Annotated in this window: 23 protein-coding genes and 1 other RNA gene; 12 read left to right on the forward strand and 12 right to left on the reverse strand. The window is 67.2% G+C overall.

Annotated features, from left to right (window positions below):
- Positions 1-14: 14 nt before the first annotated feature.
- Positions 15-998, reverse strand: a complete 984-nt coding sequence (locus tag ACOGXD_RS01515; RefSeq protein ID WP_419916169.1) for an NAD(P)H-quinone oxidoreductase — start codon at positions 996-998, stop codon at positions 15-17.
- A 41-nt stretch (positions 999-1,039) separates the two neighbouring features.
- Here ACOGXD_RS01515 and ACOGXD_RS01520 point away from each other — a divergent pair, with 41 nt between their 5' ends.
- Positions 1,040-1,831 carry a tyrosine-protein phosphatase gene (locus tag ACOGXD_RS01520; protein WP_419916170.1) on the forward strand — a complete coding sequence of 264 codons (792 nt, stop codon included), beginning with the start codon at positions 1,040-1,042 and terminating at the stop codon, positions 1,829-1,831.
- Positions 1,832-1,853: 22 nt separating this feature from the next.
- On the opposite strand, the gene ACOGXD_RS01525 is transcribed toward ACOGXD_RS01520, so the two are convergent.
- The gene (locus ACOGXD_RS01525) at positions 1,854-6,026 is read right to left on the reverse strand and encodes an ABC transporter substrate-binding protein (protein ID WP_419916171.1); all 4,173 of its coding nucleotides are present in this window, start codon (positions 6,024-6,026) and stop codon (positions 1,854-1,856) included.
- A gap of 145 nt (positions 6,027-6,171) precedes the next feature.
- On the opposite strand from ACOGXD_RS01525, the gene ACOGXD_RS01530 reads away from it, so the two are divergent.
- Positions 6,172-7,284 carry an acyl-CoA dehydrogenase family protein gene (locus tag ACOGXD_RS01530; RefSeq protein WP_419916172.1) on the forward strand — a complete coding sequence of 371 codons (1,113 nt, stop codon included), beginning with the start codon at positions 6,172-6,174 and terminating at the stop codon, positions 7,282-7,284.
- Positions 7,285-7,314: 30 nt separating this feature from the next.
- On the opposite strand, the gene ACOGXD_RS01535 is transcribed toward ACOGXD_RS01530, so the two are convergent.
- A complete protein-coding gene (locus ACOGXD_RS01535) occupies positions 7,315-8,190 on the reverse strand; it encodes an MBL fold metallo-hydrolase (RefSeq protein ID WP_419916173.1) in 876 nt (291 codons plus the stop codon).
- 117 nt (positions 8,191-8,307) lie between these two features.
- On the opposite strand from ACOGXD_RS01535, the gene ACOGXD_RS01540 reads away from it, so the two are divergent.
- Positions 8,308-8,751 carry a PGPGW domain-containing protein gene (locus tag ACOGXD_RS01540; RefSeq protein WP_419916174.1) on the forward strand — a complete coding sequence of 148 codons (444 nt, stop codon included), beginning with the start codon at positions 8,308-8,310 and terminating at the stop codon, positions 8,749-8,751.
- Positions 8,752-8,770: 19 nt separating this feature from the next.
- Here the strand turns inward: ACOGXD_RS01540 and ACOGXD_RS01545 are convergent, their stop codons facing one another.
- Entirely contained in the window at positions 8,771-10,453 is a 1,683-nt protein-coding gene (locus ACOGXD_RS01545) for a fumarate hydratase (protein WP_419916175.1), read from the reverse strand.
- Positions 10,454-10,568: 115 nt separating this feature from the next.
- Here ACOGXD_RS01545 and ACOGXD_RS01550 point away from each other — a divergent pair, with 115 nt between their 5' ends.
- From ACOGXD_RS01550 to ACOGXD_RS01560, 3 genes are read left to right on the forward strand one after another with little or no spacing between them, the layout of a single operon-like run.
- Entirely contained in the window at positions 10,569-10,958 is a 390-nt protein-coding gene (locus tag ACOGXD_RS01550) for a VOC family protein (protein WP_419916176.1), read from the forward strand.
- 34 nt (positions 10,959-10,992) lie between these two features.
- On the forward strand, positions 10,993-12,369 hold the full coding sequence (locus ACOGXD_RS01555; RefSeq protein WP_419916177.1) for a replication-associated recombination protein A: 1,377 nt from the start codon (positions 10,993-10,995) through the stop codon (positions 12,367-12,369).
- A 16-nt stretch (positions 12,370-12,385) separates the two neighbouring features.
- Complete coding sequence (locus ACOGXD_RS01560) at positions 12,386-13,564, forward strand: phytanoyl-CoA dioxygenase family protein (RefSeq protein ID WP_419916178.1); 1,179 nt, start codon at positions 12,386-12,388, stop codon at positions 13,562-13,564.
- A gap of 84 nt (positions 13,565-13,648) precedes the next feature.
- On the opposite strand, the gene ACOGXD_RS01565 is transcribed toward ACOGXD_RS01560, so the two are convergent.
- The gene (locus ACOGXD_RS01565) at positions 13,649-14,695 is read right to left on the reverse strand and encodes an ABC transporter ATP-binding protein (protein ID WP_419916179.1); all 1,047 of its coding nucleotides are present in this window, start codon (positions 14,693-14,695) and stop codon (positions 13,649-13,651) included.
- A gap of 153 nt (positions 14,696-14,848) precedes the next feature.
- Between ACOGXD_RS01565 and ACOGXD_RS01570 the strand changes: the two genes are divergently transcribed.
- Positions 14,849-15,613, forward strand: coding sequence for an SDR family NAD(P)-dependent oxidoreductase (locus ACOGXD_RS01570; RefSeq protein WP_419916180.1), 765 nt, complete (start codon positions 14,849-14,851; stop codon positions 15,611-15,613).
- Positions 15,614-15,675: 62 nt separating this feature from the next.
- Here ACOGXD_RS01570 and ACOGXD_RS01575 read toward each other — a convergent pair whose 3' ends face one another.
- Entirely contained in the window at positions 15,676-16,578 is a 903-nt protein-coding gene (locus ACOGXD_RS01575) for a 50S ribosomal protein L11 methyltransferase (RefSeq protein ID WP_419916181.1), read from the reverse strand.
- A gap of 115 nt (positions 16,579-16,693) precedes the next feature.
- Here ACOGXD_RS01575 and ssrA point away from each other — a divergent pair.
- The 4 genes from ssrA (at position 16,694) to ACOGXD_RS01595 (ending at position 19,448) form a co-directional block, all read left to right on the forward strand.
- Positions 16,694-17,057: a transfer-messenger RNA gene (gene ssrA / locus ACOGXD_RS01580) on the forward strand.
- A 146-nt stretch (positions 17,058-17,203) separates the two neighbouring features.
- Positions 17,204-18,364 (forward strand): acyl-CoA dehydrogenase family protein, encoded by a 1,161-nt coding sequence (locus ACOGXD_RS01585; RefSeq protein ID WP_419916182.1) that lies wholly within the window; start codon positions 17,204-17,206, stop codon positions 18,362-18,364.
- Between the two features lie 20 nt (positions 18,365-18,384).
- On the forward strand, positions 18,385-18,912 hold the full coding sequence (locus ACOGXD_RS01590) for a TetR/AcrR family transcriptional regulator (protein WP_419916183.1): 528 nt from the start codon (positions 18,385-18,387) through the stop codon (positions 18,910-18,912).
- A gap of 104 nt (positions 18,913-19,016) precedes the next feature.
- The gene (locus tag ACOGXD_RS01595; protein ID WP_419917341.1) at positions 19,017-19,448 is read left to right on the forward strand and encodes a PPOX class F420-dependent oxidoreductase; all 432 of its coding nucleotides are present in this window, start codon (positions 19,017-19,019) and stop codon (positions 19,446-19,448) included.
- 153 nt (positions 19,449-19,601) lie between these two features.
- Here ACOGXD_RS01595 and ACOGXD_RS01600 read toward each other — a convergent pair whose 3' ends face one another.
- The 6 genes from ACOGXD_RS01600 to ACOGXD_RS01625 form a co-directional block, all read right to left on the reverse strand.
- Positions 19,602-20,372, reverse strand: a complete 771-nt coding sequence (locus ACOGXD_RS01600; RefSeq protein WP_419916184.1) for an SDR family oxidoreductase — start codon at positions 20,370-20,372, stop codon at positions 19,602-19,604.
- A gap of 117 nt (positions 20,373-20,489) precedes the next feature.
- Positions 20,490-21,488: a 4Fe-4S dicluster domain-containing protein gene (locus tag ACOGXD_RS01605; RefSeq protein WP_419916185.1), complete on the reverse strand. Its 999-nt coding sequence runs from the start codon at positions 21,486-21,488 to the stop codon at positions 20,490-20,492.
- 416 nt (positions 21,489-21,904) lie between these two features.
- Entirely contained in the window at positions 21,905-22,654 is a 750-nt protein-coding gene (locus tag ACOGXD_RS01610) for a SagB/ThcOx family dehydrogenase (RefSeq protein ID WP_419916186.1), read from the reverse strand.
- A 100-nt stretch (positions 22,655-22,754) separates the two neighbouring features.
- Positions 22,755-23,642, reverse strand: coding sequence for an alpha/beta fold hydrolase (locus ACOGXD_RS01615; protein ID WP_419916187.1), 888 nt, complete (start codon positions 23,640-23,642; stop codon positions 22,755-22,757).
- Positions 23,643-23,661: 19 nt separating this feature from the next.
- Positions 23,662-24,486 carry a hypothetical protein gene (locus ACOGXD_RS01620; RefSeq protein ID WP_419916188.1) on the reverse strand — a complete coding sequence of 275 codons (825 nt, stop codon included), beginning with the start codon at positions 24,484-24,486 and terminating at the stop codon, positions 23,662-23,664.
- An 87-nt stretch (positions 24,487-24,573) separates the two neighbouring features.
- On the reverse strand, positions 24,574-25,374 hold the full coding sequence (locus ACOGXD_RS01625) for a HugZ family protein (RefSeq protein ID WP_419916189.1): 801 nt from the start codon (positions 25,372-25,374) through the stop codon (positions 24,574-24,576).
- 197 nt (positions 25,375-25,571) lie between these two features.
- On the opposite strand from ACOGXD_RS01625, the gene ACOGXD_RS01630 reads away from it, so the two are divergent.
- Entirely contained in the window at positions 25,572-26,030 is a 459-nt protein-coding gene (locus ACOGXD_RS01630) for a nitroreductase/quinone reductase family protein (RefSeq protein WP_419916190.1), read from the forward strand.
- Positions 26,031-26,047 lie beyond the last annotated feature (17 nt).

Genomic DNA, 26,047 nt, shown 5'->3' on the forward strand with positions numbered 1-26,047 from the left:
CCGGCCCGCAGGCGCTAGCTCACGTCCAGCAGGATCTTGCCGACGTTGGCGTTGGTGGCCATGTATTCGTGCGCCTCGGCGATGTCGTCGAGTGCGAAGCGCGAGTCGATGACCGGTCGCAGCGCGCCGTCGTCGAAGCGCGGCAGCAGTTCGGCGCAGAAGCGCTGGTTAGCGTCGATCTTCTGCTCGATGGGCCGTGATCGCAGCACGGTGCCGATCAGCGCCGCTCGCTTCGGCAGCAGCGCCCCGAGCGGGAACGTGGCCGTCGGCTCGCCCATGACGCCAACTTGGATGATGCGCCCCTGGACGCGTGCTGAGGCGATGTTGCGGGCCAGGTAATCGCCGCCGATCACGTCGAGCACCACGTCGACGCCTTGGCGGCCGGTCCACTCCTTGATCGCATCAGCAAAGTCGGTCTCGGTGTAGTCAATGACGAGGTCGGCGCCGAGGTCGGTGCAGGCCGCCACTTTCGACGTCGAGCAGGTGACGGCGATGCGGGCGCCGATGGCCTTGGCGATCTGAATCGCGGCGGTGCCCACGCCCGAGGCACCTGCATGCACCAGCGCCGTGCCGCCTGAGGCCAGACCCCCCTGGGTCACGAGCGCATCGTGCGCGGTCATGAACACCTCCGGGATCGCTGCGGCATCGCGCAGCTCCACCGAAGCGGGGATGCGCTGCAGCATGCGCTCGTGGGTGACGACCTGCTCGGCCTTCGCGCCGCCCGACACGATGCCCATCACCTCGTCGCCCACCGCCCAGCCAGCGACTCGCTCGCCGAGCGAGGCGATGGTGCCTGCGAATTCGAGACCCGGGATCTCGAACTCGGGCTTGGGGCCCGGCGCGGGGTACAGGCCCATCCGCTGGAGCAGGTCTGCCCGATTCATCGCCGAACACGCCACATTCACCAGCACTTCTTCGGGCCCAGGTGCCGGGTCGGGCACTTCCCGTACCTGGAGCACGTCGACGCCGCCGTATTCGGGTATCACCACTGCACGCATGGGCGGCGACGGTACTTCGGAAGTGATTACCCTGCGAGCCCGTGCGTCGGGATGCTGTCATCACCCTCGAGGGCGCGAACAACTGCCGTGACATCGGCGGCTATCTCGCAGGGGGCGGGCGTCATGTGCGGATGGGGGCGCTGTTTCGCTCCGATCGCCTGAGCGCACTGTCCCTCGACGATCTCGAAGAACTGGGCAGCCGCGGCATCCGCACGGTGGTCGATTTCCGTGCCGGACCCGAGATCGAGCGCGACCGCTCGCGGCTGTGGCCAGGCGTGACGTCGCACATCTCGCTGCCGGTGGGTGACACCGTGGACGGCGACATCAGCATGGTGGACCAGATCTTCGAGGGTCGGCTGCGGTCGGTCAGCGAGAGCGACATGGCCGGGCTGTACCTGCAGATGATCGGCTCCTACGGCGAGCGGTTCGCTCAGCTCGTGGCCATTGCCGCCGACGTCGACCATCTGCCGATGCTGTTCCACTGCACGGCCGGCAAGGACCGTAGCGGCATCGCGTCAGCGCTCCTGCTGGAAGCGCTCGGCGTCGCCCGCGAGACCGTGCTGGACGACTACTGCCTCACCAACGAGCTGCGATCCCATCAGCGCATGGCTGAACTGGCACCCGAGTTCGCGAAGATCGGCATCAGCATCGACGACGTGGGAGCCATTCTGAGCGCCCCACGGGCGGTGATGGCCAGCGTGCTCGACGAGTTGGACAGCCGCTACGGGCCTCAGCAGTCCAACGGCACGGGCACGGGTGTGGAGGGCTACCTGCTGAACCACGGGCTCGATCCCGCCGTGCTGGAGATGCTGCGGGCGAACCTGCTGATCTGAGGCTGCTGCCGACGAGCGCCTCCTACCGATCGGTGCGGTACAGGTAGCGGATGTCCCAGTAGCCGTACAGCGTCGGCGTGGTGTTGCCGAACACGTTGCGCACGGCGCCCAGCCGTTCGCCGAGCGTCGTGTAGATCAACGGCACGTTCGCTGCGATGATGGCCTGCGCCTCGCGATAGAGCCGGACTCGCTTGTCGTGATCGAGTTCCCGGCTGGCCTCGATATAGAGCCGGTCGATCTCGGCTTCCCAGTCGGTCGCGGGTTCGTCTTGGAACGGACGCCACAGGTGCAGCGACTGGGAGCTGTGCCACAAGCCGATGCCGCTGTAGGGATCGGGGCCCCCGGTGAAGCCGATGACCATGGCTTCCCAGTCGTAGGTGGCGGTGAGCTGCGACACCAGGTCTCTGAATTCGATCGCCTCGTAGGTGACGTCGAGACCCGCTTCGGCCATCCCGTCCCGGATGATCTCCGTGGCTGCCTGGCGCACGGCGTTGCCCGTGTTGGTCACCAGTGTGAACGAGATCGGGTTGCCCAAGTCGTCCTCGCGGATGCCGTCGCCGTCGGTGTCGATCCACCCCAGGTCATCCAGGAGATCGTTCGCCCTGTCGATGTCGTACGGGTAGCGACGCACATCGGGGTTGTGGAAATCGCCGGCGGCTGGGCTCACTGATGACCACTGCTCGTAGCCCAGCCCGTGCTGGATGCCGTCGATCATGGCCGCCTTGTCGAGCGTGTGGGCCACCGCCTGACGGAAGTTGACGTTGCCGAACCAGTGCAGCTTGGCCGGGTCGACGAACGGTTCACCTGCGTCGTTCGAGCCCGGATTCTGGTTAAAGGTCAGGAACGTGGTGCCGAAGCCGGGGCCCCGGCGGTGCAGGGCGAAGTTCTCGTTTTCCTGCAGCGGTTCCAGCAGCGCATACTCCTCGCCCAGCACGCCGTGGAAGTCCGCGGTGCCGTCACGGAACAGCGCCAGCTCGGACTCCAGATCCGGCACTACCATATGCACCACCTGGTCCAAGTACGGGAGCTGCTGGCCGTTGGCATCGGTCTTCCAGTAGTGCGGATTGCGCTTGAAGACGACGCGCTCCTCGGGCGTGTACTCGCCGATGGTGAACGGGCCGGTGCCGACGATCTCGGTTGGGTCGGTGTCGATGTTCCAGAACTCGGTGAACGTGCCCGCCTCGATGGGCCCCTCGAAGATGTGCTTGGGGTAGATGGACGTGCCCATCGAACGCAGGAACGGTGCGAACGGCTGCGGCAGCACAAACTCGACCGTGTGATCGTCGAGCGCCGCCACCGTCATCTTCGACGCTTCCCACTCTCCGTCATCGTTGAGATAGCGGAATTCGAAGGTGCCACGGCTCGACGCGTTGAAGTCGTCGTTGTAGATGACTTGGTTGAACGTGAAGTCCACGTCGTGTGCTGTGAAGGGCGTGCCGTCGTTCCACCTCACATCGTCACGCAAGTGGAACACCCAGCGCAGCCCGTCGTCAGAGCTCTCCCACGACTCGGCGAGCTCCGGTTCGATCGTGTCGTCCAGCCACGATGTCTCGGTGAGGCCTTCGAACAGGTAGCCCAAGACATTCGACGAGCCGGCGTCGTTGGACAGCGCCAGGTTGAAGGTCAGCGGCTCGGAGATCGTCGCCAGCGTGAGCGCGCCGCCATGGGTGCCGATCTCGTAGGAGAAGTCGGCGGCATTGCGGCGCAGCTCGTCCACAATCCCCTGGGTCGCCAGGTCTTGTTCGGACGGGCAGAAGGACAGCCCGAGGCTGTCGAGATCGTCGGCCAAGAACTCGGCGTAGCGCCAGTCGGCGGGGATGCAGCCGCTGAGCGTGTTGGTACCGCCGAGCATGATCTGTTCGAGATCGGCCAGCGCCGCGAGACCTGCAGGGATGGGGCCGCTGAGCTGGTTGCCCTGGAGCCACAGTCGCCTGAGGCTGCTGAGATTGCCGAACTCGTCGGGGATAGCCCCGGTGAGCTGGTTGCCGTCGAGGTAGAGCCGTCGCAGCTTGGTGAGGTTGCCGAGTTCGACCGGGATGGGGCCGGTCAATTCGTTGCCCCGCAGCCACACTTCGGTCAGCTCGACGAGGTTGCCGATCTCGGCCGGGATCTCGCCGGACAGCTGGTTGTCGTCGAGATCGAGCCGGGCGAGGTGAACCAGGTTGCCGAGTTCGGCGGGGATGGGGCCGGTCAGCTCGTTGTGCCACAGGTTGAGCCGCGTGAGCGAGCTGAGGTTGCCGAGTTCGGCCGGGATCTCACCGCTCAGCGCGTTATAGCGGAGGAAGAGGATCCGCAGATTCGCCAAGTCGCCGAACTCGGTGGGAATGGGGCCGTCGAGCTCGTTGAAGCTGAGCGAGATGCGCTCGAGATTGTCCATGCCGCCGAGTTCGGGCGGGATGTGGCCGGTCAGCGCGTTCCGGCTCAGGTCGAGGTTGCGCAGCTCGTCTAGGCCGCTGAGCTCAGCGGGGATCTCTCCCGACAACTGGTTGTCGTGCACGACGAGTTGCTGGAGCTGCGCCAGCCGAGCCAAGCCCCCCGGCAATGTGCCGGTGAGCGAGTTCCGGCTGAGATCAAGGCTCCTGAGCTGGCCGAGCCTGCCGATGCTGCTGGGGATGGAACCGCTCAGTTCGTTGTTCGCCATGCGCAGGCTGCGCAGCTTGGCGAGGTGACCGACGGTTACCGGGATCTGGCCGGAGAACAGGTTGTTGCTCAGGTCGAGTTCGGTGAGCTCGGTGAGGTTGGCAACCGCCGTCTTCAGCGGGCCGGACAGCTCGTTGTCATTCAGCCGGAGCTCGCGAAGCTCGGTCAGGTCCCACAGCGCATAGGGGACCTGACCGTAGAGGACGTTGTCGCTGAGGTCGAGGTGCTTCAGCTTCGTGAGCGCGCCCAGGGCACTCGGGATCCGGCCAGTCAGCAGGTTGCGGTCGAGACGCAGTTCGGCGAGGCTCGCTGCGTCCGCGAGCTCAGCGGGAATGGTGCCCGAGAGCTGGTTGTCGCCCAGGTTCAACGCTTGGAGCTTGCCGAGTTCGCCGATTTGGCTCGGAATGTCGCCCGTGAGCCGGTTGCGCTCCAGCCGGAGTTCCTTGAGCCTGGCGAGCTGGCCCACTTCTGACGGAATCTGACCCGTCAGCTGGTTGCTTTCAAGCCGCAGGTAGCGCAGTTCGCCCAGGTCGCCCAACTCGGGCGGCAGCGCTCCGCCGAGGCTGTTGTGCTCGAGGCGCAGATGCCTGAGTTCGGCGAGCTGGCCGATCTCGGCGGGAAGCTCCCCGGACAGCCGGTTCTCGCTGATGACCAGATACTCGAGTTCGCCGAGGCCGCCCAGTTCTGCGGGGATCGGCCCGGTGAGCTGGTTGGCGCGCAGGTCGAGCGTGATGAGTTCGCCGAGATTGCCCACTTCGGCGGGAATCTCACCCGAGAGCGTGTTGTTGCTGGCATCGAGCCAGGTCAAGCTGGCAAGGTCGCCAATCTCCGCGGGAAGCTCGCCGGACAGGCTGTTGCGGCTGACATCAAGCCACGCCAAGTTGCCGAGCTGGCCGATCTCGGCGGGAAGCTCGCCCCAGAACAGGTTGTCGCTGATCACCAGGTGCGAGAGCTGGGTCATCTCGCCCAGTTCGGACGGCAGCGGGCCCGACATGCGATTGCCCCGCATGTCGAGGACTCGCAGGTTGTCGAGCTGCCACAGTTCGACGGGATTCCGGCCCCACAGGGCGTTGTGCTTGACGTCGAGCAGCGTCAGGTTGGTGAGTTCGCCGATCTCGGCAGGGATCTGGCGGTAGAGCCGGTTGTTCTGCAGGTCGAGCTCTCGGAGATCGGTGAGCTCGCCGATGGCTCGGGGAATCTCGCCGTGAATGCCGTTGTCTCCTAGGTCGAGGCGTTGCAGGCGCGTGAGCTGGCCGATCGCCTCCGGCAGTTCCCCCGATAGCCCGTTGGACTGCAGTTCGAGCCGCACCACCCGCCCGTCGCCGTCGGTGGTGACGCCGTGCCACTGGCCGAGCGGCGCGCCCGAGCCCCAGAGGTCGTTGCGGCTCCAGTTGTCCCCGCCGGTCGCAGCAAACAGCTCCTCAAGCGCTTGGCGCTCTGACCGCTCGTCGTTGTGCTCGCTAGCGGCAGCTGGGACCGCCAGCTGCAATGCCAGCACAGCGACGAGCGAGATGGCTGCGGCCTTGGCCGCCGTGCCGCGACGGGCTCGGATCATGGGTGTGTCCTCGCGTCAGGAAAATGTGGGCGGGCCGACGGTCGGGCAGAGTACAACTCGGCCTCGCCGACCCAGCGGAGCCTCCGTGCCCCCGGGACGATCGGTGTCATGAACCGTCTCGCCCTTGCGCCGTAGGGTCTCGGCGATGGATTACCGCTGGCCCCAGGAACTGACCGATCTGGCCGACGAAGCAGCCCGGTGGGTGCGCGAGGCGACCGCCGACCTGTTCACCATCGACGACAGCTGGCTGGTGGGTTACTCGGAGGAGTTCACGCTGCGGCTGGGCGAGCGCGGCTGGATCGGGATGTGCTGGCCCGCCGAGGCCGGCGGCGACGGGCGGCCCGAAGTCGAGCGGTTCGTGGTGACCGAGCAGCTGCTGCTCGCGGGCGCTCCGATGGCCAGCTCGTTCTTCCCGGATCGCCAGATCGGCCCGGTACTGCTCACCTACGGCACGCCCGAACAGCAGGCCCGGTTCCTGCCCGAGATGCGCGCCGGGCGATCCCGCTGGTGCATCGGCATGTCGGAGCCCGATGCGGGCTCGGACGTGGCCGCGATCGGCACGACGGCGGTGCGAGACGGCGACCGCTTCATCGTGAACGGCCAGAAGATCTGGACGAGCGGCGCCGCTACTGCGAACTGGTGCTACCTGATCTGCCGGACCGATCCCGACGCCCCGCCGCACAAGGGCATGAGCGAGCTGGTCGTGTCGATGGACACCCCGGGCATCGAGGTGCGGCCGATCCGTGACGCGTCGGGCGACGCCCACTTCAACGAGGTGTACTTCGACGAGGTGGCCGTGCCGGTCGAGCACCTGGTGGGCGAGCTCAATAACAGCTTCTCCCAGACCATGCGCCAGCTGGAGCACGAGCGGGGCGGCATCGACCGGCTGGCGTCGAACCAGCGCCTGTACCTCGACATGAAGGACCGGGCCGACACCTCGAACCCGCTCATTCGCCAGCGAATGGCCCGTATCGAGACCGGCTACCGGATCGGCCGCGACATGGTGCTGCGCAACGTGCTGCGCCAGACGCCCTTCCCCCAGTACTCGGCGGTGACCAAGACGTGGTGCACCGAGTTCGAGCAGGAGGTCTCCCGCTTCGTGGGCGACGTGGCCGGCGCCGAGACGATGCTTGCCAACCGGGTGTCACGCAACGTGGTGTATGCGCCCGCCTACACGATCATGGGCGGCACCACGCAGATCCTGCGCAACATCATCGGCGAGCGGATCCTCAGGCTGCCCCGAGAACCCCGCGGCTAGGGGCCGAGATTCACCGGGCCCGCGCTGCGGTCAGGGGGCGAAGATCCAGCTGTTGGGCTGGTCGGTTGTCTGGATGTGGCCTGCGGTGCGGCCGGCGAAGTGCGTGCCGATCACCAGCCGGCCGTCAGACCAGCGTGGGAACGCTTCGAGTCGCGTGGCCGTGGAGGCTCCGTCAGCGGTGTAATCGGCGCTGGAGGCCATGTCGGGGCGGGCGAACTGCAGGGGGTGGTGGATCATGTCGCCGGTAATGACGGCTCGCTCGCCCGCCGATTCGATGATCACGCTGACGTGGCCGGGGGTGTGGCCGGGCGTGGACTCGAACCAGACCTCGTCGTTGATGCGATGGTCGGGGCTGACGAGGTCGGCGAGCCCGGCGTCCATGATGGGCTGCACCGAATCCTCGAAGACCGGCCCGTAGTCCTGCGGCTCGGCGCGCCAGTAGTCGTACTCGGCTTGCACGAACAGGTAGCGGGCGTTGGGGAACGTGGGCACCCAGGCGCCGTCGACGAGGCGGGTGTTCCAGCCCACATGGTCGACGTGCAGGTGGGTGCACACCACGAAGTCGATCGTCTCGGGCGCGAATCCCGCCGCTTCGAGGTCTGCCATGAACGGGGTGGAGAGCTGCTCGAACGGGGGCGCGCCCGGGCGTGACTTGTCGTTGCCGACGCAGGTGTCCACGATGATGCGCGATCCCGCCGACTCGATGACCACCGAATGCATGGACAGGCGCATACGGCCGTCGTCGGTGACGAAGTCGGGCCGCAGCCAGTCGTAGTCGTCGATGACGTCTTCGGCGCCCGGCAGCAGGATGCCGAAGGGCCAGTGCACTTCGAGCTCTGCGATGCGCGTGAGCTGGGCATCGCCCACGGTCCACGCGATGGGTGTGGACTTGTCGACGGTCGGCATCGTCGGCTCTCCTCATTTCGGTTTCACAAGCGCGGCGCTGATCGCGGAGGCGACGTTGCGCAGCGCCTGCGACGCGCCACACTATTGCCGCCTTGCCGACCGCTGCCGTGCTGAACCATGAACGAACCCGATCGACACACGCCTGATCCCAGCGATCCGACCCGCAGCGAGCGCTTCCGCGAAGCCGCCATCGCGGCCGAGCTGGAGACAGGCGAGCGCGAGCCGACCCGTCAGAAGGCGTGGCGCAGCTCGATGCTCCGGATGGTGCGGATGGGCTTCGGGTTCAGCGTGGTGGTGCTCGGCGTGATCATGATGCCGCTGCCCGGGCCGGGGATGCTGGTGGTGGCCGTGGGCTTGGCGATCCTGGCCCGGGACGCAGCATGGGCCGACCGGTTGCTGGGCAAGGTGCGGGAACGCCTGCCCTCCGATGCCGATGGCAAGCTGCCACGCTCGACCATCGCCACCATGGTGCTGCTCGCCGCGGCGGGCATTGCCGCCTCGATCTGGTTCACGGTCGGCGACATCAACCCGCTCGACGTGATCCTGTTCTGGCGGAACTGAGGGCAAGGCCCTCAGTTCCTTATGTCGCGAGCGGGGGCGAAGCCCCTTCGCTCGCAGAAATCAGCACGGGCGTTGAGACTTCGCTGAAGAAGTCGTTGCCCTTGTCGTCCACCACGATGAAGGCCGGAAAGTCCTCCACCTCGATCTGCCAGACCGCCTCCATGCCCAGCTCGGGATACTCAAGCACCTCGACCTTGCGGATCGAGTCCTTGGCCAGCCGCGCCGCCGGGCCGCCGATGGAGCCCAGGTAGAAGCCGCCGTAGCGAGCGCACGCCTCGATGACCTGGCGAGACCTGTTGCCCTTGGCCAGCATGACAAGGCTGCCCCCGGCCGCCTGGAACTGCTCCACGTAGGAATCCATGCGCCCCGCAGTCGTGGGGCCGAACGAGCCCGAGGCGTAGCCCTCGGGTGTCTTGGCAGGGCCGGCGTAATACACCGGCCGCTCGCGGAGGTAGTCGGGCAGCCCCTCGCCGGCGTCGAGGCGTTCCTTCAGCTTGGCGTGAGCGATGTCGCGGGCCACCACCAGCGTGCCGGTGAGCGACAAGCGGGTCTTGACGGGGTGCTGGGTGAGCTGGTTGCGGATGGCATCCATGGGCTGGTTCACGTCGATGGGCACCACCCCGGTGGACAACTCCTGCTCCTCGGTCTCGGGCAAGAACCGGGCGGGGTCGGTCTCGAGCTGTTCGAGAAAGATGCCGTCGGCGGTGATGCGTCCGAGTGCCTGGCGGTCGGCCGAGCACGAGACAGCGATGCCAACGGGGCAGCTCGCCCCGTGACGGGGCAGGCGCACCACCCGCACGTCGTGGCAGAAGTACTTGCCGCCGAACTGTGCGCCGATGCCGAACTCACGGGTGAGCTCCAAGATCCGGCCTTCCCATTCGAGGTCGCGGAAGCCGTGGCCAGCCTCGCTGCCGGCAGTGGGCAGCGTGTCGAGATACTTGGCCGACGCGTACTTGGCCACCTTCACCGCGAACTCGGCCGAAGTACCGCCGATCACCACCGCCAAGTGGTACGGCGGGCAGGCGGAAGTGCCCAGCGTGCGCAGCTTCTCGTCGAGGAACCGGGTGAGGCTGTCGGGATTGAGCAGGGCCTTGGTCTCCTGGAACAGGAAGCTCTTGTTGGCCGAGCCGCCTCCTTTGGCCATGAAGACCAGCTCGTACTCGTCGCCCGGCGATGCGTAGATCTCGATCTGTGCGGGCAGGTTGTTGCCGGTGTTGCGCTCGGTGAACATGTCGAGCGGGGCCATCTGCGAGTAGCGCAGGTTCGACGTGAGAAACGTGTCGGCAACTCCCTGTGAGATGGCCTCGGCATCGTCGAAGTCGGGCTCGTCATCGGTGCCGGTGAGCACCCGCTCACCCTTGTGGCCCCAGATGATTGCCGTGCCGGTGTCCTGGCAGCTCGGCAGCACTCCCCCGGCAGCGATGTTGGCGTTCTTGAGCAGTTCCAGGGCGACGAACCGGTCGTTGGCCGAGGCTTCGGGATCGTCCAGGATCGCAGCGATCGAGGCCAGATGACCGGTGCGGAACAGGTGCGAGATGTCTCGCATGGCCTCAGCAGTGAGCAACCGCAGCGCTTCGGGCTCAACCTGCAGGAAGCGCCGGCCCGCGGCGGTGACAGTCGAGACATGGTCGGAGGTGAGGTGCCGGTAAGTCACGTCGGCAGGGCCCGTGGGAAGCAACTCCACGTGGGCGTAGGTGCTCATTGCTTCATGCTACGGACGCTTGCACGCTGGCGAGCCGACCGCACCGGCACGTCGGGTTTGTGACGCTTGCGGGCGGTGTCGGCGCGTGAGCGGATCTTGCGGCGAGAATGGCGTCGTGGCTGGCGTCGAGTCGATCAATGCGATCACGCTGCGGACCGCCGACATGTCCGCATCGGTGCGGTTCTACGAGGCACTGGGATTCCGGCTCACCTACGGCGGGGACGATGCGCCGTTCAGCACGCTGCGCAGCGCCGACTGCTTCGTCAACCTGATCGCCGTGGACAACCCTGCGGGGGCCGAGACCGGCTGGGGCCGGGTGATCTTCCATGTGGACGATGTGGACGCGCTCTACCAGCAAGCGCTCGACGCGGGCCTGACGCCGCAAGCAGCTCCCCGGGACGCCCCTTGGGGTGAGCGCATGTTCCCCATCTTCGACCCCGCAGGACACGACCTGAGCTTCGCCAAGCGCATCCGCGCATACGAGGTCGACCACCCCGAGCTGTGATCCCGCCGACACGACGAGCGCGTACCGTCGGGGCGTGAGCGAGGGGCTGTTCGAGGCTGCCGGCAACGAGCGGCTGGCGCGCCTGGCGCCGCTCGCCGCACGGCTTCGCCCTCGCACGCTCGACGAGATCGTCGGCCAGGACCATCTGCTTGCTCCCGGGCGGCCGCTGCGGGAGCTGATCGAGGCTGACCGGCTGTCGTCGGTGATCCTGTGGGGGCCGCCAGGCACCGGCAAGACCACGCTGGCCCGGGTGGTTGCCGCATCGACCGCCAAGGAGTTCTGCGAGCTGTCAGCGGTGAGCGCCACTGTCAAGGACGTGCGCGAGGTCATCGCGGACGCCCGGCTGCGGCTCGGCGAGCACAGCAGGGGCACCATCCTGTTTCTCGACGAAGTGCATCGCTTCAACAAAGCGCAGCAGGATGCGCTGCTGCCGGCGGTCGAGGACGGCCTGATCGTGCTGATCGGCGCCACCACCGAGAACCCGCACTTCGAGGTAAACCCGCCGCTGCTGTCCCGCTCAACGCTATTCCGGCTGGTGCCGCTCGACGACGGCGCGCTGCGCACCCTCATCGATCGGGCGTTGGAAGCCGAGGGTGCCCAGGCCGACGCCGACGCCGTTGACCACATCGCTGCCCGCAGCGGCGGCGACGGGCGCCACGCTCTCACCAGCACCGAGGTGGCGGTGGCACTCGCCATGCGCCGCCAGGAGGCAGAGGCCCTCGAAGCCATCGAGATCAGCGGAGCAGCCCACGCTGCCCCCGAAGCATCGACTGCAGGCACTCACGTCACGCTGGCCGATGCCGAGCATGCCGTGGATGCCAAGGCGGTGCGCTACGGCGCCGATGGCCACTACGACACCATCAGCGCGTTCATCAAGTCGCTGCGGGGCTCCGATCCCGACGCCGGTCTGTACTGGCTGGCCCGCATGCTCGACGCCGGCGAGGACCCTCGCTTCATCGCCCGCCGCATGGTGATCCTCGCTTCGGAGGACATCGGCATGGCCGACAGCACCGCCTTGCTGGTGGCAGAAGCTGCCGCCCGGGCGGTCGAGTACGTGGGGCTGCCGGAGGCCCAGCTCAACCTGGCGCACGCTGTGGTGCGCCTCGCCACCGCCCCCAAATCGAACCGGGTCACGGTCGCACTCAGCCGCGCCAAGTCCGATGCCCGGTCCGCCGGCGCCGGCGAGGTACCGATCCACCTGCGAGACGCCCACTACCAGGGCGCCGCGTCGCTCGGCCACGGCGAGGGCTACGTCTACCCGCATGACGACCCGAGTGGCTGGGTTCCCCAGCAGCACCGGCCCGACGAGGTGGCCGGCAACGTCTACTGGGAACCCTCTGAGCACGGCCGCGAACGCGACCTGCGCCCGGCAGCGCCCGCCGAGCAATCCAGCGAACCAGCCGCCGACTGACCACAATGGGGGCACTATGAGCGCGAACGCAGCAACGCTGGGACTCACCGAGGTACCCATCGTCGAATACGGCGATGTCGAAGACGACATGGTCGCCTACCGGGCAGCCGGCACCGAGCGGGCGATGCAGCTCGGCAACCGTGGACCGATCCGCTTCACCGACAGCGGCGATCTGCATCCCGAGATCGCCGAGGCCTACTCGCGCTGCGGCTTCTACGTCTTCACGGGCGTGCTCGGCCCTGACGAGCTGGCCGACATCGAGGCCGATGTCATCGACCTGCTCGACCGCTGCCCCACCGGCCCCGACTCCGACATCGACCGGCACGGCCGCCCGGCGCTCGATGCCGGCCGCACGGGCAAGGCCATCTCGTTCGTCCGCCCGCTGTCGGATCCCTATGGCGGCACCGATGTCGCCCACGGGCGCCATCCGTTCAAGATGTTCGAGCCCGCAGCCCCCGACGGCGCGCCGGAATGGGTGGCGCAGGTCATCAGCGGTTCGCTGCAGTACTCCGAGGCCTGCCTGCGGGTGTACGCGCACCCCGGCCTGCTGGGCGTCGCGCAAGCGCTCAACGGCCCCGATTTCACGCCGTTCAACGAGGTGGTGTGGATCAAGCACCCGGGCCTCGGCGGCTCGGTGGCGTGGCACCAGGACGGCTGGACGCACTGGGACCATCCCGAGCTCGACGAAGGCACCCACGGCTTCAACTTCATGGCCCAGCTCTACGGCTGCGATGCCACCAACGGCCTGTGGGTAGTGCCCGGCTCGCACCGCATGGGCAAGCTGGACATCAATGCGATGTGCCAGGAGGCAGGCTCAGACCGACTCCCTGATGCAGTGCCGCTCATCTGCAACCCTGGCGATGTCGCGATCACCAGCCGCCAGGCCATCCATGGCTCGTTCGCGAACACGTCCGAGCGGCCGCGGGTCACCATCAACTTCGGCTTCCACCGGCGTCGCTCAGTGCTGGGCGTGCGCAGCGGCGGCGTCCACAACCCGATCTCGCTGTACGACGAGGCCTACATCGCCGAGCGCTCCCGGGTGATCGGCTGGGCGATCGATGCCCGCAGCAAGCGCTTCGGTGACGAGACGCCGTTCGTGTACCAGCCCAACGTGGGCCGCGAGCACGAGTTCGTCTGGGACGACGACGCTCGCGAGGCCATCAAGGACTACAACCTCAAAGACCTCGGCATCTAGCGTTTCTGAACTGCACGAGTCGCCGGTCCGGCGGGCCGCCCGTCCGTTCGGGCTCGCGGTGCTTTCGGCCCGACAGGGTTTGTGTCAGGACTCAAGCGCGAGCACAGCGCTTGGGCCGATGAGCAGCGTCACGTTGGCGCCCACTGCGGGGCCGTGGGGCGTGATGGCGTCCAAGGTGGTGGCGACGCCGCCGATGTCTGCCTCCAGCCGCAGCTCGTAGCGGTCGCCGCGGAAACGACGCCGGTCCACCGTGGCCGGCAGCTGCGCCGTCACCGCGTCTACGACCTCCGCGCCGTCGTCGTCGGCTACCACCACCTCGATGCGGTCGGCGCGCAGCACGAAGCTGTCCTGGCGCCCGGCAGCACTGGCGAGCACCGGCGGCACTTCGGAGTCGAACACGTTCGTGTGACCCAAGAATCGGGCCACCTGGGCAGTTCGAGGATCCGTCCACACCTCTTCGGGCGTGCCGATCCGCAATATGCGGCCCGACGCCATCACCGCAATTCGGTCGGCCAGGGCAAACGCCTCGTGATGGTCGTGGGTGACGTGCACGGCGGTGACGCCGACCTGGTCGAGCACGGGGCGCAGCTCGTCGATGAGCCGCTCTCGCAGCAACCGGTCCAGCGAGCCGAACGGCTCGTCGAGCAGCAGCACTCTGGGTTCGGGCGCAAGCGCCCGCGCCAGCGAGACCCGCTGCGCCTCACCGCCCGACAGCGTGGCCACGTCGCGGCCTTCAAAGCCCGCAAGCCCCACCAGCTCAAGCACTTCAGCCACCCGCCGGCGCCGTTCCGCGAAGGGCACTCTGGCCATGCGCAGCCCGAACGCCACGTTGCCCTCGACATCGAAGTGCGGGAACAGCACTTCGTCCTGGAACATCAGGCCGATGCCGCGCTGGTCGGGGCGCTGACCGGTCAGGTCGCGCCCGTCGAGTTCGATCTGGCCAGCGTCCAGCGGCTGCAGCCCCGAGGCAGCACGCAGCAGCGTGGTCTTGCCGCAGCCCGACGGTCCTAGCAGCACCACCATCTCTCCGTCGCCGACGGCAAGGTCCACCCCGTCCAGCGCCCTGAAGCCGTCGAAATGGACGTGGGCATCCGTGATCCGCAGCGTCCCGCCCCCTCGTCCGTCTGCCATGCGCACGACGCTACGCACTCCGTGCGGGCTGTCCGAACAGGTTTTCGGGCGAGCGCACGGGCCGTGTGACGCGAGCGGTGCCAACGTCAAGCGAGCGGCTGGCCATCATCTGGCGCAGACTGATGCAGCGCACGGCAACAGAGGGATCGGGACGTGGCAGAACGGTTGAGCGGACGGACGGCGTTGGTGACGGGGGCAAGCCGGGGTATCGGCGAGCATTGCGCCCGGGCCTTGGCCCGGGACGGTGCACGGGTGGCGCTGGCGGCGAGAACCACCGACGATCTTGACCGGATCGCGGCCGAGCTGCCGCACGACCCGGTGGTGATCGAGAGTGACTTGAGCGCGGAGGGTGCCGGGGCCGATCTGGCCGCCGTCGCTGTTGATGCTCTCGGCGGGGTCGACATCTTGGTGAACAACGCCGGCCGGGGCGAGCTGCGAGAACCCGGAGGCGATCAGGCAGTGCTGCAGCTCAACTATCTGGCGCCGCTGGAGACCACCCGGGCACTGGCCCGCCAGATGGGCGAGCGAGGTCACGGCTCGGTGATCCACATGTCCTCGATCGCCGGCTCGGTCGGCGTCAGCGAGCTGGCCACCTATGGGGCAACCAAGGCTGCTTTGGACTCGCTCACCCGCTCGCAGGCAGCCACATATGGCCGCTTCGGCATCCGTGTGAACGCCGTGGCGCCTGGTCTGATCATCACTGAGATGTGGGCGGCAGGCCGCGAGATCCCCGGTCTCGCCGACGGCCTCGAGCGCCATATCGCATTGGGCCGATGGGGCGTGCCCGAAGAGATCGCCGACGTCGTCGCGTTCCTCGCCAGCGACGAAGCCCGTTACGTCACCGGCCAAACCATCACCGTCGACGGCGGCTACCAAGGCGTCACCGCCTGGGCCAACTACCCCGCCCCCAGCTCGTAGCAATCAGCACCAGGCTCTGCTGCGAGTCTGTGCGGCAGCTTCAGGGAAGCACTCGAGAAGCCCTACGACCTTCGCCCGGACAACGAGACCCAGTCATCGAGCCGGACGGGATCGGCCAGTTCGATGCCATGACGGCGGTAGGCGGCGCCGACCGGCGAGGCTTGTCCGGCGGAGACGCCGCTGATGGCGAGTTGGCCACCTTGCGCGACGCGCTCGGCGATATCGCCGGCCAGCGGCACCAGCACATCGACGGTGATGTTGGCGACGACTACGTCGAATGTGCCGAGTTCGGCCCCGCCGACTGGAGCGGTGCCGAAGGCAGTTACCTTGTCGAGGCCGTTGCGGCGGGCATTGGCCACGGCCGCCGCGACTGCTGCGGGCTCGATGTCGATGCCCAGCGCTTCGGCTGCGCCCAGCCGAGCCGCTACAAGCGCCAGTACCCCACTGCCGCACCCCACGTCGAGCACCCGCTCGCCGCCGGCGATGTGCTCAGCGAGCCACTCGGCCAGGAGCCGGGTAGACGGGTGGGTGCCCGCTCCGAAAGCCTCGCCTGGGTCGATCTCGACGACCGCCGGAGTGTCGGCGTCTGACCACGGGAAGCAAACGGCCAGCTTCCCGCCGACCAGCACCGCCCGATTGCGATTCAGCCAACCCACAGCGTGCGCCTCGTCGGGCGGCCCCAGCACGGCGGCGTGAGAGTCGGCTCGCAGCTCCGCCACCACTTCCCGAGCGGTGCGGTCGTCGGTCACCCGCACCCGACTCACCCACCGGCCCCGCCCGAGCCATCCGTGCGTGACCGTCAGCGCCGCTGTATCCAGCCGTTCCGGCAGCGGGGGTCTGAGCAGCCCGCCATCTGGCGTTTCACCGCCACCCATCCCCAGCGGAGCATCGTCGGCGAGCACCACGCACGCACCGCCGTACCGCTCGTCACCCCACAGCGCAGCCGGCGGCAGCGGATCGCTCACCCCAGCATTCTCGCCATCAGACCGTCATGACGCCGCGTTCGGCCCGTCACAGCCCATCGCTAGGGTGGTAGCCCGCCGAACGGGACCCGCACAGCGTGGGTACCGCTAACCACCTGGGGGTGATCGGTTTCGACTTTGACGGTTGAAGTGAGAGAAGCGAGCCGTGGTCTCCGGATCCACGAAAAAGAGCCGGAAACAAATACAAACGCCAACGTCGATCAAGACGATCTGGTGCTCGCAGCCTGATCTCAGGTTGTGAGTTCGGCCCGGTAGCCCCAGTCCTGCGGGCGCCGGTGCCATCATCTGCAGGGCTCGCCCGCCGCCCGTGCCGACGGGGCGCCGGGGACACGCACAGACGGCTACGGCGACTGGCAGGGTGTCGCTGCCCGCCGTCGCCCGACAATCCCCCAGCGACTGCGCTCGGAGAAGACTCACCGAAACGTTGAAGGACGCGGGTTCGATTCCCGCCACCTCCACGCGGCGAGTGCTCGCTCCAAGTCCGGCCAGTCTTGATCTGACATCGTGCCCGAGCAGCGACCCAAACTGACGTCGCGAGAGATCCCTTGCGCCAGAAACTTATCGCTGATTAGTTTATTCGGAGACACCGCCACGGAGGGGACCCACGGTGACATACACATCGAGCCCAGGCACGTCCGTCGAAGTTGAGATCCCAAGCGAAGAAGAACTCTTGGAGCGGGCCAGGAAGCTGATTCCATTCTTGCGCGAACGAGCTGCTGATATCGACGCTGAGCGCAGCGTTCCGCCGGATGTCATCGACGCGATCCGAGATGCCGGTCTGTTCAAGGTGGTGCAACCGCGGCAGTTCGGTGGATACGGGCATGACCTACTGACCTTCATGAGGGTGGTGCAGGAGTTGGCCCGAGGGGGGAGCAGCGGGAGTGCGGCCTGGGTGTATTTGGTGTTGGGCGCCCACCAAGGAACAGTGGCTGCCCTGCCGCAGTGCATGGAGGAGGTCTGGGGCGAGGATGACAGCGTTCTGATTTCGTCCTCGTACGTGCCGCGCGGCACGTGCAAGAAGGTCGACGGAGGCTATGTAGTCGGGGGCGAGTGGCCGACATCGAGCGGATGCCGCAACGCTGGCTGGGCGCTTGTAGGAGCCCATGGGCCGGGTCTCGACGGCCAAGACGATCATCTGGGGTTTTTCATCCCGCTCGACGAGGGCGAGATCGTCGACGACTGGCATGCCATGGGTCTGCAAGGGACTGCCTCGTGCACCATCACCTTCGAAGGAGCCTTCGTTCCTGATCACCGTGTGACATCACTGACGGGGTCGAGGAACGGGCTGCCGTTCTGGCTGATGGCCACTGCCGCGATCAACTCGGTCATCATTGGGTTTGGCCAGAGCGCTATCGACGTGTGCATCGAAATGGTCGAGGGCAAGAAGCGGTCCTATGGCACTGGCTTCATTACTGACGATCTTCGCGTCCAGGAACGGCTGGGCCATGCGCAGGCGGTGGTGAACGGCTGCCGGTCGCGTCTTGAGGGCGTTTACCGCGAGGCGGTTGAGAGAGTCGTCAACGGCGAGGGCCTGCCGCCCGGCGTGCTGGCCAACTTCATGGACCTCGGCAGGATCGGCCAGCAGGTGCAACAAGCAGTGCTCAGCTTGTACAACACCATCGGCCCCAGCGTCGTGCTCGACAAGTATCCGTTCGAGCGGGTTTTCCGTGACACGCTTGCTGCGAGTGTGCATCCCCAGGCGCGGTTCGAGGACGAACCGGTCGAGCTCGGCAGGCAACTGCTGGGGCATCCCGACCGCAAGCAGTAGCCGGATACAGACTGGGCGACGTGCCGCGACCGTCCACCCCGATCGTCCAGCGCGACACGGTGTTCGCGGTCGCGCTGAGGGTCATCGACGACGACGGGATCGATGCCCTCAGCGTTCGCCGTCTCGGCCGCGAGCTGGGAGTCTCGAGCGCGGCTCTCTACCACCACTTCGAGAACAAGCAGGAAATCGTCGTCGGAGCGGCGGAGCTTGCGCTCCGGCGCACGCCCCTCACGGATGTCTGGAGCGACGATGGTGCGCCCGAGGAGCTTCTGATTCAAGGTGCCCATCTGCTGCTCGACACACTGAGTGCACACCCCGCGCTCATGCCGGTCCTCGTCGATCGGCGACGGACGGGGATGGGACGGTTGGTGCCCGAAGGCAACGACACGCGCGCAGTCGATCTGTGCTTCGATCTGCTTGAGCGCTTCGTCATCGGCACGGTCTACCGAAGCTCCCTCGGCGACCACCTCGACATTCTCGATCGAGAGCACTTCGACCGCGCAGTGCGGGCGCTGGTGAGGAGTTGCATGAGCGAGTTGGCGCGCTAGATGCACATACCGTGGGTGAGTTCATGGCGGGACCAGCCATTGAGGCCATCCCCGTCGAGGATTCGTTCGATCCCGATGCGTTCGGCTGCACGAAGGGAGCCGACATGCAACCGATGAGCAATACGGAGGCGTTGGATTTCCTGGGCGAGGGCTCACGGACGGGCAAGCTCGCATGGGTCGCGGCCGACGGGCGCCCTCATGTGGCGCCGGTGTGGTTCATCGTGGAAGACGGTGACCTGCTCTTCGCTACCGGCACTCGAAGCGGCAAGGCACTGGCCATGAAGCGCGAACCGCGTGTCTCGCTCGTCGTCGACACCGAAACGCCGCCGTACGCGTTCGTGAAGGTGGACGGGGTCGTGGAACTCACCGAAAACTCCGAGGAACTTCGGCGCGTGTCCACCCTCACTGGCGCCCGCTACATGGGCGAGGATCAGGCCGAGTCGTTCGGCGAGCGAAACTCCGGTCCAGGCGAGTGCCTGGTGCGCCTGCACCCCACCAGCATCACTGGTGTCGACGGAGTCGCCGACTGGGACTGACAGCGGCCTGTTGGCGCCGCTGAAACCTCCAACAACCAGTCGGGCCGTGGTAACTGAGTATGCAATCTGCAAGTACTAACTTCAGTTTGCATACTCAACACCGCGCCACAAGGCCGTTATGGCGCCAGAAACCGCTCTCTCCCGCGGTTGCAGCTAGGTGACGTGGGTGGGCCAGGCGTCGGGGTTGAGGGCGGCGTCACTGCCGCCGTCCATGTACACGACCGATCCGCAGAAGAAGCCCGCTTCGGGCGACAGCAGGAACGCCAGCAGGTTCGCCACCTCTTCTGGGCGTCCCGCCCGTTCCTGCGGGATGGGGTAGAGCTCGCCGAGCGACAGGACGACGTCGATCATGTCTGCCGTCATGGGAGTGTCGATGAGCCCCGGAGCCACTGCGTTCAGGCGGATTCGGGAACCGGCCCAATCCGAGCCCACTGCGGTGCGCCGCACCCATCGAGCCAGTGCCAGCTTGCTGACGGCATAGGCCACGATGGGTTCAGTACCCGCCAGGGCACGAGCCTCGGCTTCGTCGCCGCCCAAGCAGGCATCCACCAGATCCTCAGGCAGGTCAGGCATGGCGGTGCTGGAGTTTGAGCTGACGGCGACTGCTGAGGGATCAGACCCGTCGACGAGCAGCGGTCTCAGCCCTGCGATCGTGGCCACTGCCCCGAAGTAGTTGATCGACACGACCTCCGCCGGGTCGGGTCCGGTGATTCCAGCACCGGCTACGAGACCGTCGATCCGCCCACCACTGGCGGCGGCAACCGCATCGACCATCGCAGCGCGACCCTCGGCCGTGGAGAGGTCGGCGATCACCTCGGCGTCCCGGAGGTCCACCCCGATCACCTCGTGGCCGTCGCGCGCAAGCCGCTCCCTGGTTGCTTGGCCGATCCCGCCGGCGGAGCCGGTGATGACGATCTTTCCCATCCGGGTTTTCTAGCGGGAATCGAACCAGGCCCGAGGGAGCGACTGCGCTCGGAGAAGACCCACCGAGACGTCCAAGGTCGCGGGGAGGCTGCCTGGGGCGACGATGTGCCCCTGACATCAGTTGGTCTGCGCTGGAGGCTCGTCTGCTTGGTCTCGGGCGAGCTTGCGGCGCATGTTGTCGGCGAGCCGCGGGGCGGCGCCGGGTGTCGACCACGGGCACACAGCGATACAGATGCCGCACCCGTAGCTGACGGCGAAATACGGCAGGCATCGGTCGAAGTCGACCGCCCATTTCTCGGTTCCTCGTACCAGGCGCTTGTCGGGGGCGATGGCGTCGGGAGGGCAGGCATCGGTGCAGACGCGACAGCCGCTGCAGAATTCGTCGACACCGAAGGTGTCCGGAGGGGTCGCAACGAGCGGCGCGTCGGTCAGCACCAGCGCTAGCCGGAACGAGGACCCGAGTTCGCTGTTGATGATCGAGCCGTGTTTGCCGAGCTCTCCGAGCCCGGCGGCGATCGCAGCGGGGACCATCTGCATCGGTCCCGCGCCGGGGCCGCCGTGGCCGACCGCTTCGAATCCTCGGCTGCGGATCCAGTCGGCCAGCGCCCTCGCCGCAGCGGTTCCCCGGTTGTATTGGCGGTGGACCTCCATGGCCGAGGTGTACTCGGGCGCGGTCGACAACTCGCCGTGGTCCATCGCGACCGCCAGCAGGATCGCCCAGGGAAGGCCGGACTCGCGGCCCTCGAAGAACCACTCGCGTCGGGCGGCCACGACCGCCACCAGTTCGACGCTGTGGCCCTGCTCGCTCGTCGCGAACTCGGTGATGTCCGCTAGCCATTCCGCGGGCGTGCGATCGATCCTGTGCGGATCGACCGGTGCGGGCTCGTGGCGGTCATCGGTTCGCAGCACTGTGCGGAGTTGAGGATGAGCCAGGAACTCCTCGGTCATGCGCACCTGGACTGGGCCATGGGCGATCGTGGCGGGATGAGCCCACATGACCAGCGTCGGCTGCCGAGACTCAGACGAGCCCCAGCCGTTCAGCTCGTTGCCCGACACCTCGCCCATCAACTCGACGATCTCGCCCGGCGCCTCCCAGACCGGCGTCCGACGCTCCATCCGCCGCAGTCGCTGTGGCCTCGCTGGCCGGCCCGGCCGGCCCTCTTGTTCAGAAGTCACCGTCCCGCTCCCCGAGTGCTCGACCCGTCCCGATGCCGCCTCCCGTCGCTGGTGCAGATTGCCGTTGCCGCATCCTGCCCATCGCGCGGCCCATCACCACGCCCCGACTACGTCGCCGACGAACAGCCAGCAGCTCACGGCTACGGTCACTATCAGAAGCGTCCACTCTGCCGCCTGCCGCCAGCGGCTCTGCTCGTTCATCGTGCGGCTCGGCGGCGGACGTTTTCTTGGCGGGTCATGGTGCTGCGTTCGGTTCCGATCAGTTCGGGCACTGTGGTCGATGTGCGTGTCGCGGGTTGCCAGCTTGCTGGCGGCGTAGGCCACGATGTGCCGAGCGCTCGGGTTCCCCCGGGGGGTCACTCTGGCACAGCTCGGCCAATGCCCAATCCGAGGACGGGTGTCTCCGAGTCTTGACTCCAGTCAAGGCCGAGGATTTCCGAGAGCACGACATCGTCGAACCCGCCGAGCCAGACGGTGTCGAGCCCCGCAGCGATGCTCGCGAGATCGAGGGCCATGATTGCCGCTCCGGCTTCCTGGTAGGCAAATCTGGAGCCCCGGGTGCCGTATCTGGCCCACGACCGTGTGAACGTGGCCGTCGCGACCGCCACCGCCTGAGGCAGCGGGCCGAACTCTTGCACTCTGAAGCATTTCGCGAGCGACTCGGCGCTGATGCTCGCGTTCACACGAGCGAGCAGATGGTTGGCCGCGTCGTAGTGATATGCGCCCTCAGCCAGACCCTCGACATTGCGGGCAATCACGTACGTCTCAACGGCCCATCGGGCACCTGCCGAGGGATAGGGCCGCGACAACGCGTCGCCGCGGGTCAACAGCGCGCTTCCCAGCGCGGAAGCCAGCGCCGTGAGCTGCACCGCTTCGCCCGAGTAATTCCGGCACGAGCGACGGCGAGACAACACGTCGCCGACAGACATGGGGGCGGGAGCAGGGTGGGGCAACTGCAGCTTCTCCGCATGCGGATATGACTTGATGTTCTTGCGGACCCACGAATCGGGCGGCACGTCCGGCGGATTCGCCGCTTCGGCCTCGGCGGCCTCCTGCTGGATCGTCTCCTCAAGTGCCCTGGCGACGTTCAGACCTTCATCGTCCACGCTTCGCTCCTGCGATCACGCCGATTGCCATCGAGTCTGACACGTCCCCGGAAGGACCTCTCACCCGCCCGGCCATCGGCGCATCGCGACCTTCGCCGGCTCAGCTCCCGGGGCGGGCACCGCCGAGCGAGGAGTGGGCGGGATCGGCGCGCGGGTCACGGCGGGTCCACTGACCAGCCTCGACGGCGCTGAAGAAGTCCGCCGCCATCTGGTTGAAGGCGGCCGGCTCCTCCAGGTTGATGCCGTGGCCGGTGCGGGGCGCAATCCACAGGCCGGCCTTCGGCAGCACCCGCTTGAGGAAGATGTTGGTCTCGATGACGGGGTCGTCCTCGTCGCCGACGGCCAGCAGCACGGGAACGTCGAGCTGGCGCAGCTCGGCCTCGAAGTCGTACAGCGACGGTCGCCCGGCCTGGAAGTTGCGCATGGTCAGCCCGGAGCCGATCGCCGAGTGCTCCGACAGGTACTGCTTGAACTCCTCCCAGCCCCGCGGGTCCTTGTTCTGGAGCTGGACTCGGGTGGCGCCCACCGCCAGCCGCTCCGCAGCCACCTCCATCCCCTCGTTCATCATCGCCTCGGCAGCCGCGCGGACCTCGGCCAGGAACGCCTCACGGGTGTCGCCGAACGCGCCCGACCCGCCGCTGGCAAACAGCAACGACGTGACCCGCTCCGGATGCCGCAACGCAAACATCAGCCCCGTGTAGGCACCCATGCTGAGACCGACGACGTGGGCCCGCTCGATGCCGAGGCTGTCGACGACGGCCCGCAAGTCGTCCCGTTCCCGCTCGAACGTGTACGCAGCATCGCTGTCGGGCACATCCGACGGCGGATAGCCGCGGGCGTTGTACGCGATGCACCGATGGCTCCGGCTGAACCGCCGGATCTGCCCCTCCCACGTGCGGTAGTCGGCGGCGAACTCGTGCAGCCACACGATGGGGTGCCCATCGCCGGCTTCCTCCGCGTACAGCTCGACTCCGTCTCCTTGAATCATCGGCATAACGTCGAGCGGCTCAGACGCGGGCTTCTGCGGCGTAGGCCTTGTTGTACCGCTCGCGGCAGATGTAGAACTCGTCGGCGCTCTGGAACGCCTCGTGGGCGATCAACAGATCCAGATTGCGCCGCACGAGACGATCGGGCGCCACTCGGGTCGCCAGCACCTGGATAGCCCCGTATCCGACGGGCCCGGTGCCCTCTGCGGTGTCCCGCCCATGTGTCACACCGAGCAGGTACTCGATCTCGTCGAGCATGGCATCGAACAGTGTGTCCTCGGTGGTCCTGGGAATGAACTCGTCGGTCATCGAGCGCAGCGTCATCCACAGCCGGAGCGATGCCTGGATCGGCGCTTCATCTGGCTTCTTCAGCCGGTCGCAGTTGACCAGGTAGGTGACCCGCCCGACCCTGCCGTCCTCCTCGGCTCGCACCGTGCCGATGATTCTCGCGAGCGGATCGAGCCGATCGGCTGCGGCGGCACCGAAGGCGACGGCGTAGATCGCCAACAGCGTGACGTGGTGCTCCAGATTGATGGCGGGCCCGCCGTCAGAACTCGTGTACGGGATCCGGTTGGCCAGCAGGCGTACGGCGTGTGCCCAGGCCTTGTCGTGATCAGCGCAGTTGGAGAAGTACGCGCCGGTGACGAGCATGCCGATCAGATCGGCGGACGCATGCTCGTACGCCCGCAGGCACTCGTCATAACCCTCGCAGTCGGCGCTGCGGAGGGCCTCGATGGTTCGCAGCGTCTCGTCGCTGACGAAGTCGTGGAGCTCGATGCGGCACGCCGGATCGGCCAGGAGTTCTTTGAGTTCGGCCACAGTGGCCGTTTCGGGCTGTGACGTCACGCGGCCAACAGTACTGCGCGCACTTCTACGTTCTTTGCGCGGCGTTCATAGTTGTCTCGCAACCCGAGCTGCTGGCTATGCGATCGATCAGGACTGCTGCTGCAGCTGAGCGCGGGCCACCTTGAGCAGGTCGATCACGGCCGCTTGAGCGGCCTCAGCATCCGGAAGCGCGGCGGGAAACGGGACGCGTGCCATCCGGGGCCCGGCTGGGGTGGCGACGCGCAGTGTGAGCCCGTAGCGGTCGATCCCCACCATTGTCGCCTCGGTCGCGTCGCCGAGCCCAGCCTGCACCTGCGCATACATCAGGTTGGCGTCGGCGTGGTCGTCGTTCATGTGCTCGATGATGCCCGCGGCGGCCTGCCACAGCGGGTCCACGCCCGAGCCGCGGTAGCCGTCGGCAGTCACCCAGCTCATGTGGCCGAATCCGCCCACGTAGCGGCACTGCTCTACCTCCAGGCGCCAGAACGAGAAGTCGGTGAAGTCTGCGTAGTAGGCCGCGTACGGGTGTGCTTCGAGGTAGCGGTCACGCAGCTCACCGGGGTCGTCGAGCACCCCTAGACGGCCCACCAGCGTCAACCGGGCCCTGCCCAGCGGGTCGCCGTCACTGGCGCTGTCGACGATCAGCATGCTCGCACGGTCGTCGCCCCGGGCGTTCACCGTGTGCTCAGCCATCTCCGAGATGAGCACGACAGGGTTGCCGGCGTCGTCTGCGGCGTAGGACACCACGCTGCCGTAGGGAAAGCCGTCCGCAGTCAGCGTCGCGAGGCTGGCGACCTTGGCCGCTGCCACCAAGGTGCGCGACAGCTCGGCATCAGTGGGAAACGACGAGGGGTCTCCTGCGATCAGGGGGCCGGCTTCGCCGCCGCCGTGCTCAGTAGGGCGGGTCATGGCCGGGCCGCCTCCTCGGGGTGATGCTCAGACACCCAGTCTGCACGTATGACCGTCGCCGAGCACGAATGGGCGAGGATTCGAGGTGTCACTACTGTGAGAGCCATGACACACAGGCACGTGATCGGTGGAAGCAGCGTCCCAAACTAGATCGCGAGCGTGGAGCGAGCGCCCGCGCCTGATCGCCGAGGATTTCCATGTGGACGAACGATTTCACCTTCAAAGCGGCCAACTGGCTGAACCGCACGACGATCCGGTTGAGCGGCGGCCGGCTCGGCTGGATCCACAAGGGCACACCCATCATCGAGGTGACCATGACGGGCCGCCGCAGCGGCCAGCCCCGCACGACGCTGCTGTCCGCGGTCGCCGAGCGCGACGGCGCCTTCGCAGTCATCGGCTCGCGTGGCGGTTCCGACCATCACCCCGCATGGTTCCTGAACATGCGTGACGATCCTGCAGTCACCGTGCGCAACCGCAGCGGCACGCGCCAAATGACGGCTCGCCTCACCGAAGGCGACGAGCGCGCCGAGCTGTGGGACCACATCTCCAGCCAGGGTGATCACTACGTCGACTTCCAGCGCAAGACCGACCGCGAGTTCCCCATCGTCATGCTCGAGCCGGTCGAGGAGACCGCAGCCGAGACCGGGGGCAGCTAAGCGCACCCGAGCCGGCA

Origin of the sequence: Candidatus Poriferisodalis sp. (genome assembly GCF_965204125.1) — a bacterium.
Classification (GTDB): domain Bacteria; phylum Actinomycetota; class Acidimicrobiia; order Acidimicrobiales; family Poriferisodalaceae; genus Poriferisodalis.

Bases quoted from the DNA above. Each gene is read 5' to 3' on its own strand.
- ACOGXD_RS01615 (WP_419916187.1), bottom strand. From the start codon at position 23,642: ATGATTCAAGGAGACGGAGTCGAGCTGTACGCGGAGGAAGCCGGCGAT.
- ACOGXD_RS01535 (WP_419916173.1), bottom strand. From the start codon at position 8,190: ATGCCGACCGTCGACAAGTCCACACCCATCGCGTGGACCGTGGGCGAT.
- ACOGXD_RS01595 (WP_419917341.1), top strand. From the start codon at position 19,017: ATGCAACCGATGAGCAATACGGAGGCGTTGGATTTCCTGGGCGAGGGC.
- ACOGXD_RS01560 (WP_419916178.1), top strand. From the start codon at position 12,386: ATGAGCGCGAACGCAGCAACGCTGGGACTCACCGAGGTACCCATCGTC.
- ACOGXD_RS01525 (WP_419916171.1), bottom strand. From the start codon at position 6,026: ATGATCCGAGCCCGTCGCGGCACGGCGGCCAAGGCCGCAGCCATCTCG.
- ACOGXD_RS01600 (WP_419916184.1), bottom strand. From the start codon at position 20,372: ATGGGAAAGATCGTCATCACCGGCTCCGCCGGCGGGATCGGCCAAGCA.
- ACOGXD_RS01540 (WP_419916174.1), top strand. From the start codon at position 8,308: ATGAACGAACCCGATCGACACACGCCTGATCCCAGCGATCCGACCCGC.
- ACOGXD_RS01565 (WP_419916179.1), bottom strand. From the start codon at position 14,695: ATGGCAGACGGACGAGGGGGCGGGACGCTGCGGATCACGGATGCCCAC.
- ACOGXD_RS01625 (WP_419916189.1), bottom strand. From the start codon at position 25,374: ATGACCCGCCCTACTGAGCACGGCGGCGGCGAAGCCGGCCCCCTGATC.
- ACOGXD_RS01515 (WP_419916169.1), bottom strand. From the start codon at position 998: ATGCGTGCAGTGGTGATACCCGAATACGGCGGCGTCGACGTGCTCCAG.
- ACOGXD_RS01545 (WP_419916175.1), bottom strand. From the start codon at position 10,453: ATGAGCACCTACGCCCACGTGGAGTTGCTTCCCACGGGCCCTGCCGAC.
- ACOGXD_RS01605 (WP_419916185.1), bottom strand. From the start codon at position 21,488: ATGGAGCGTCGGACGCCGGTCTGGGAGGCGCCGGGCGAGATCGTCGAG.
- ACOGXD_RS01630 (WP_419916190.1), top strand. From the start codon at position 25,572: ATGTGGACGAACGATTTCACCTTCAAAGCGGCCAACTGGCTGAACCGC.
- ACOGXD_RS01530 (WP_419916172.1), top strand. From the start codon at position 6,172: ATGGATTACCGCTGGCCCCAGGAACTGACCGATCTGGCCGACGAAGCA.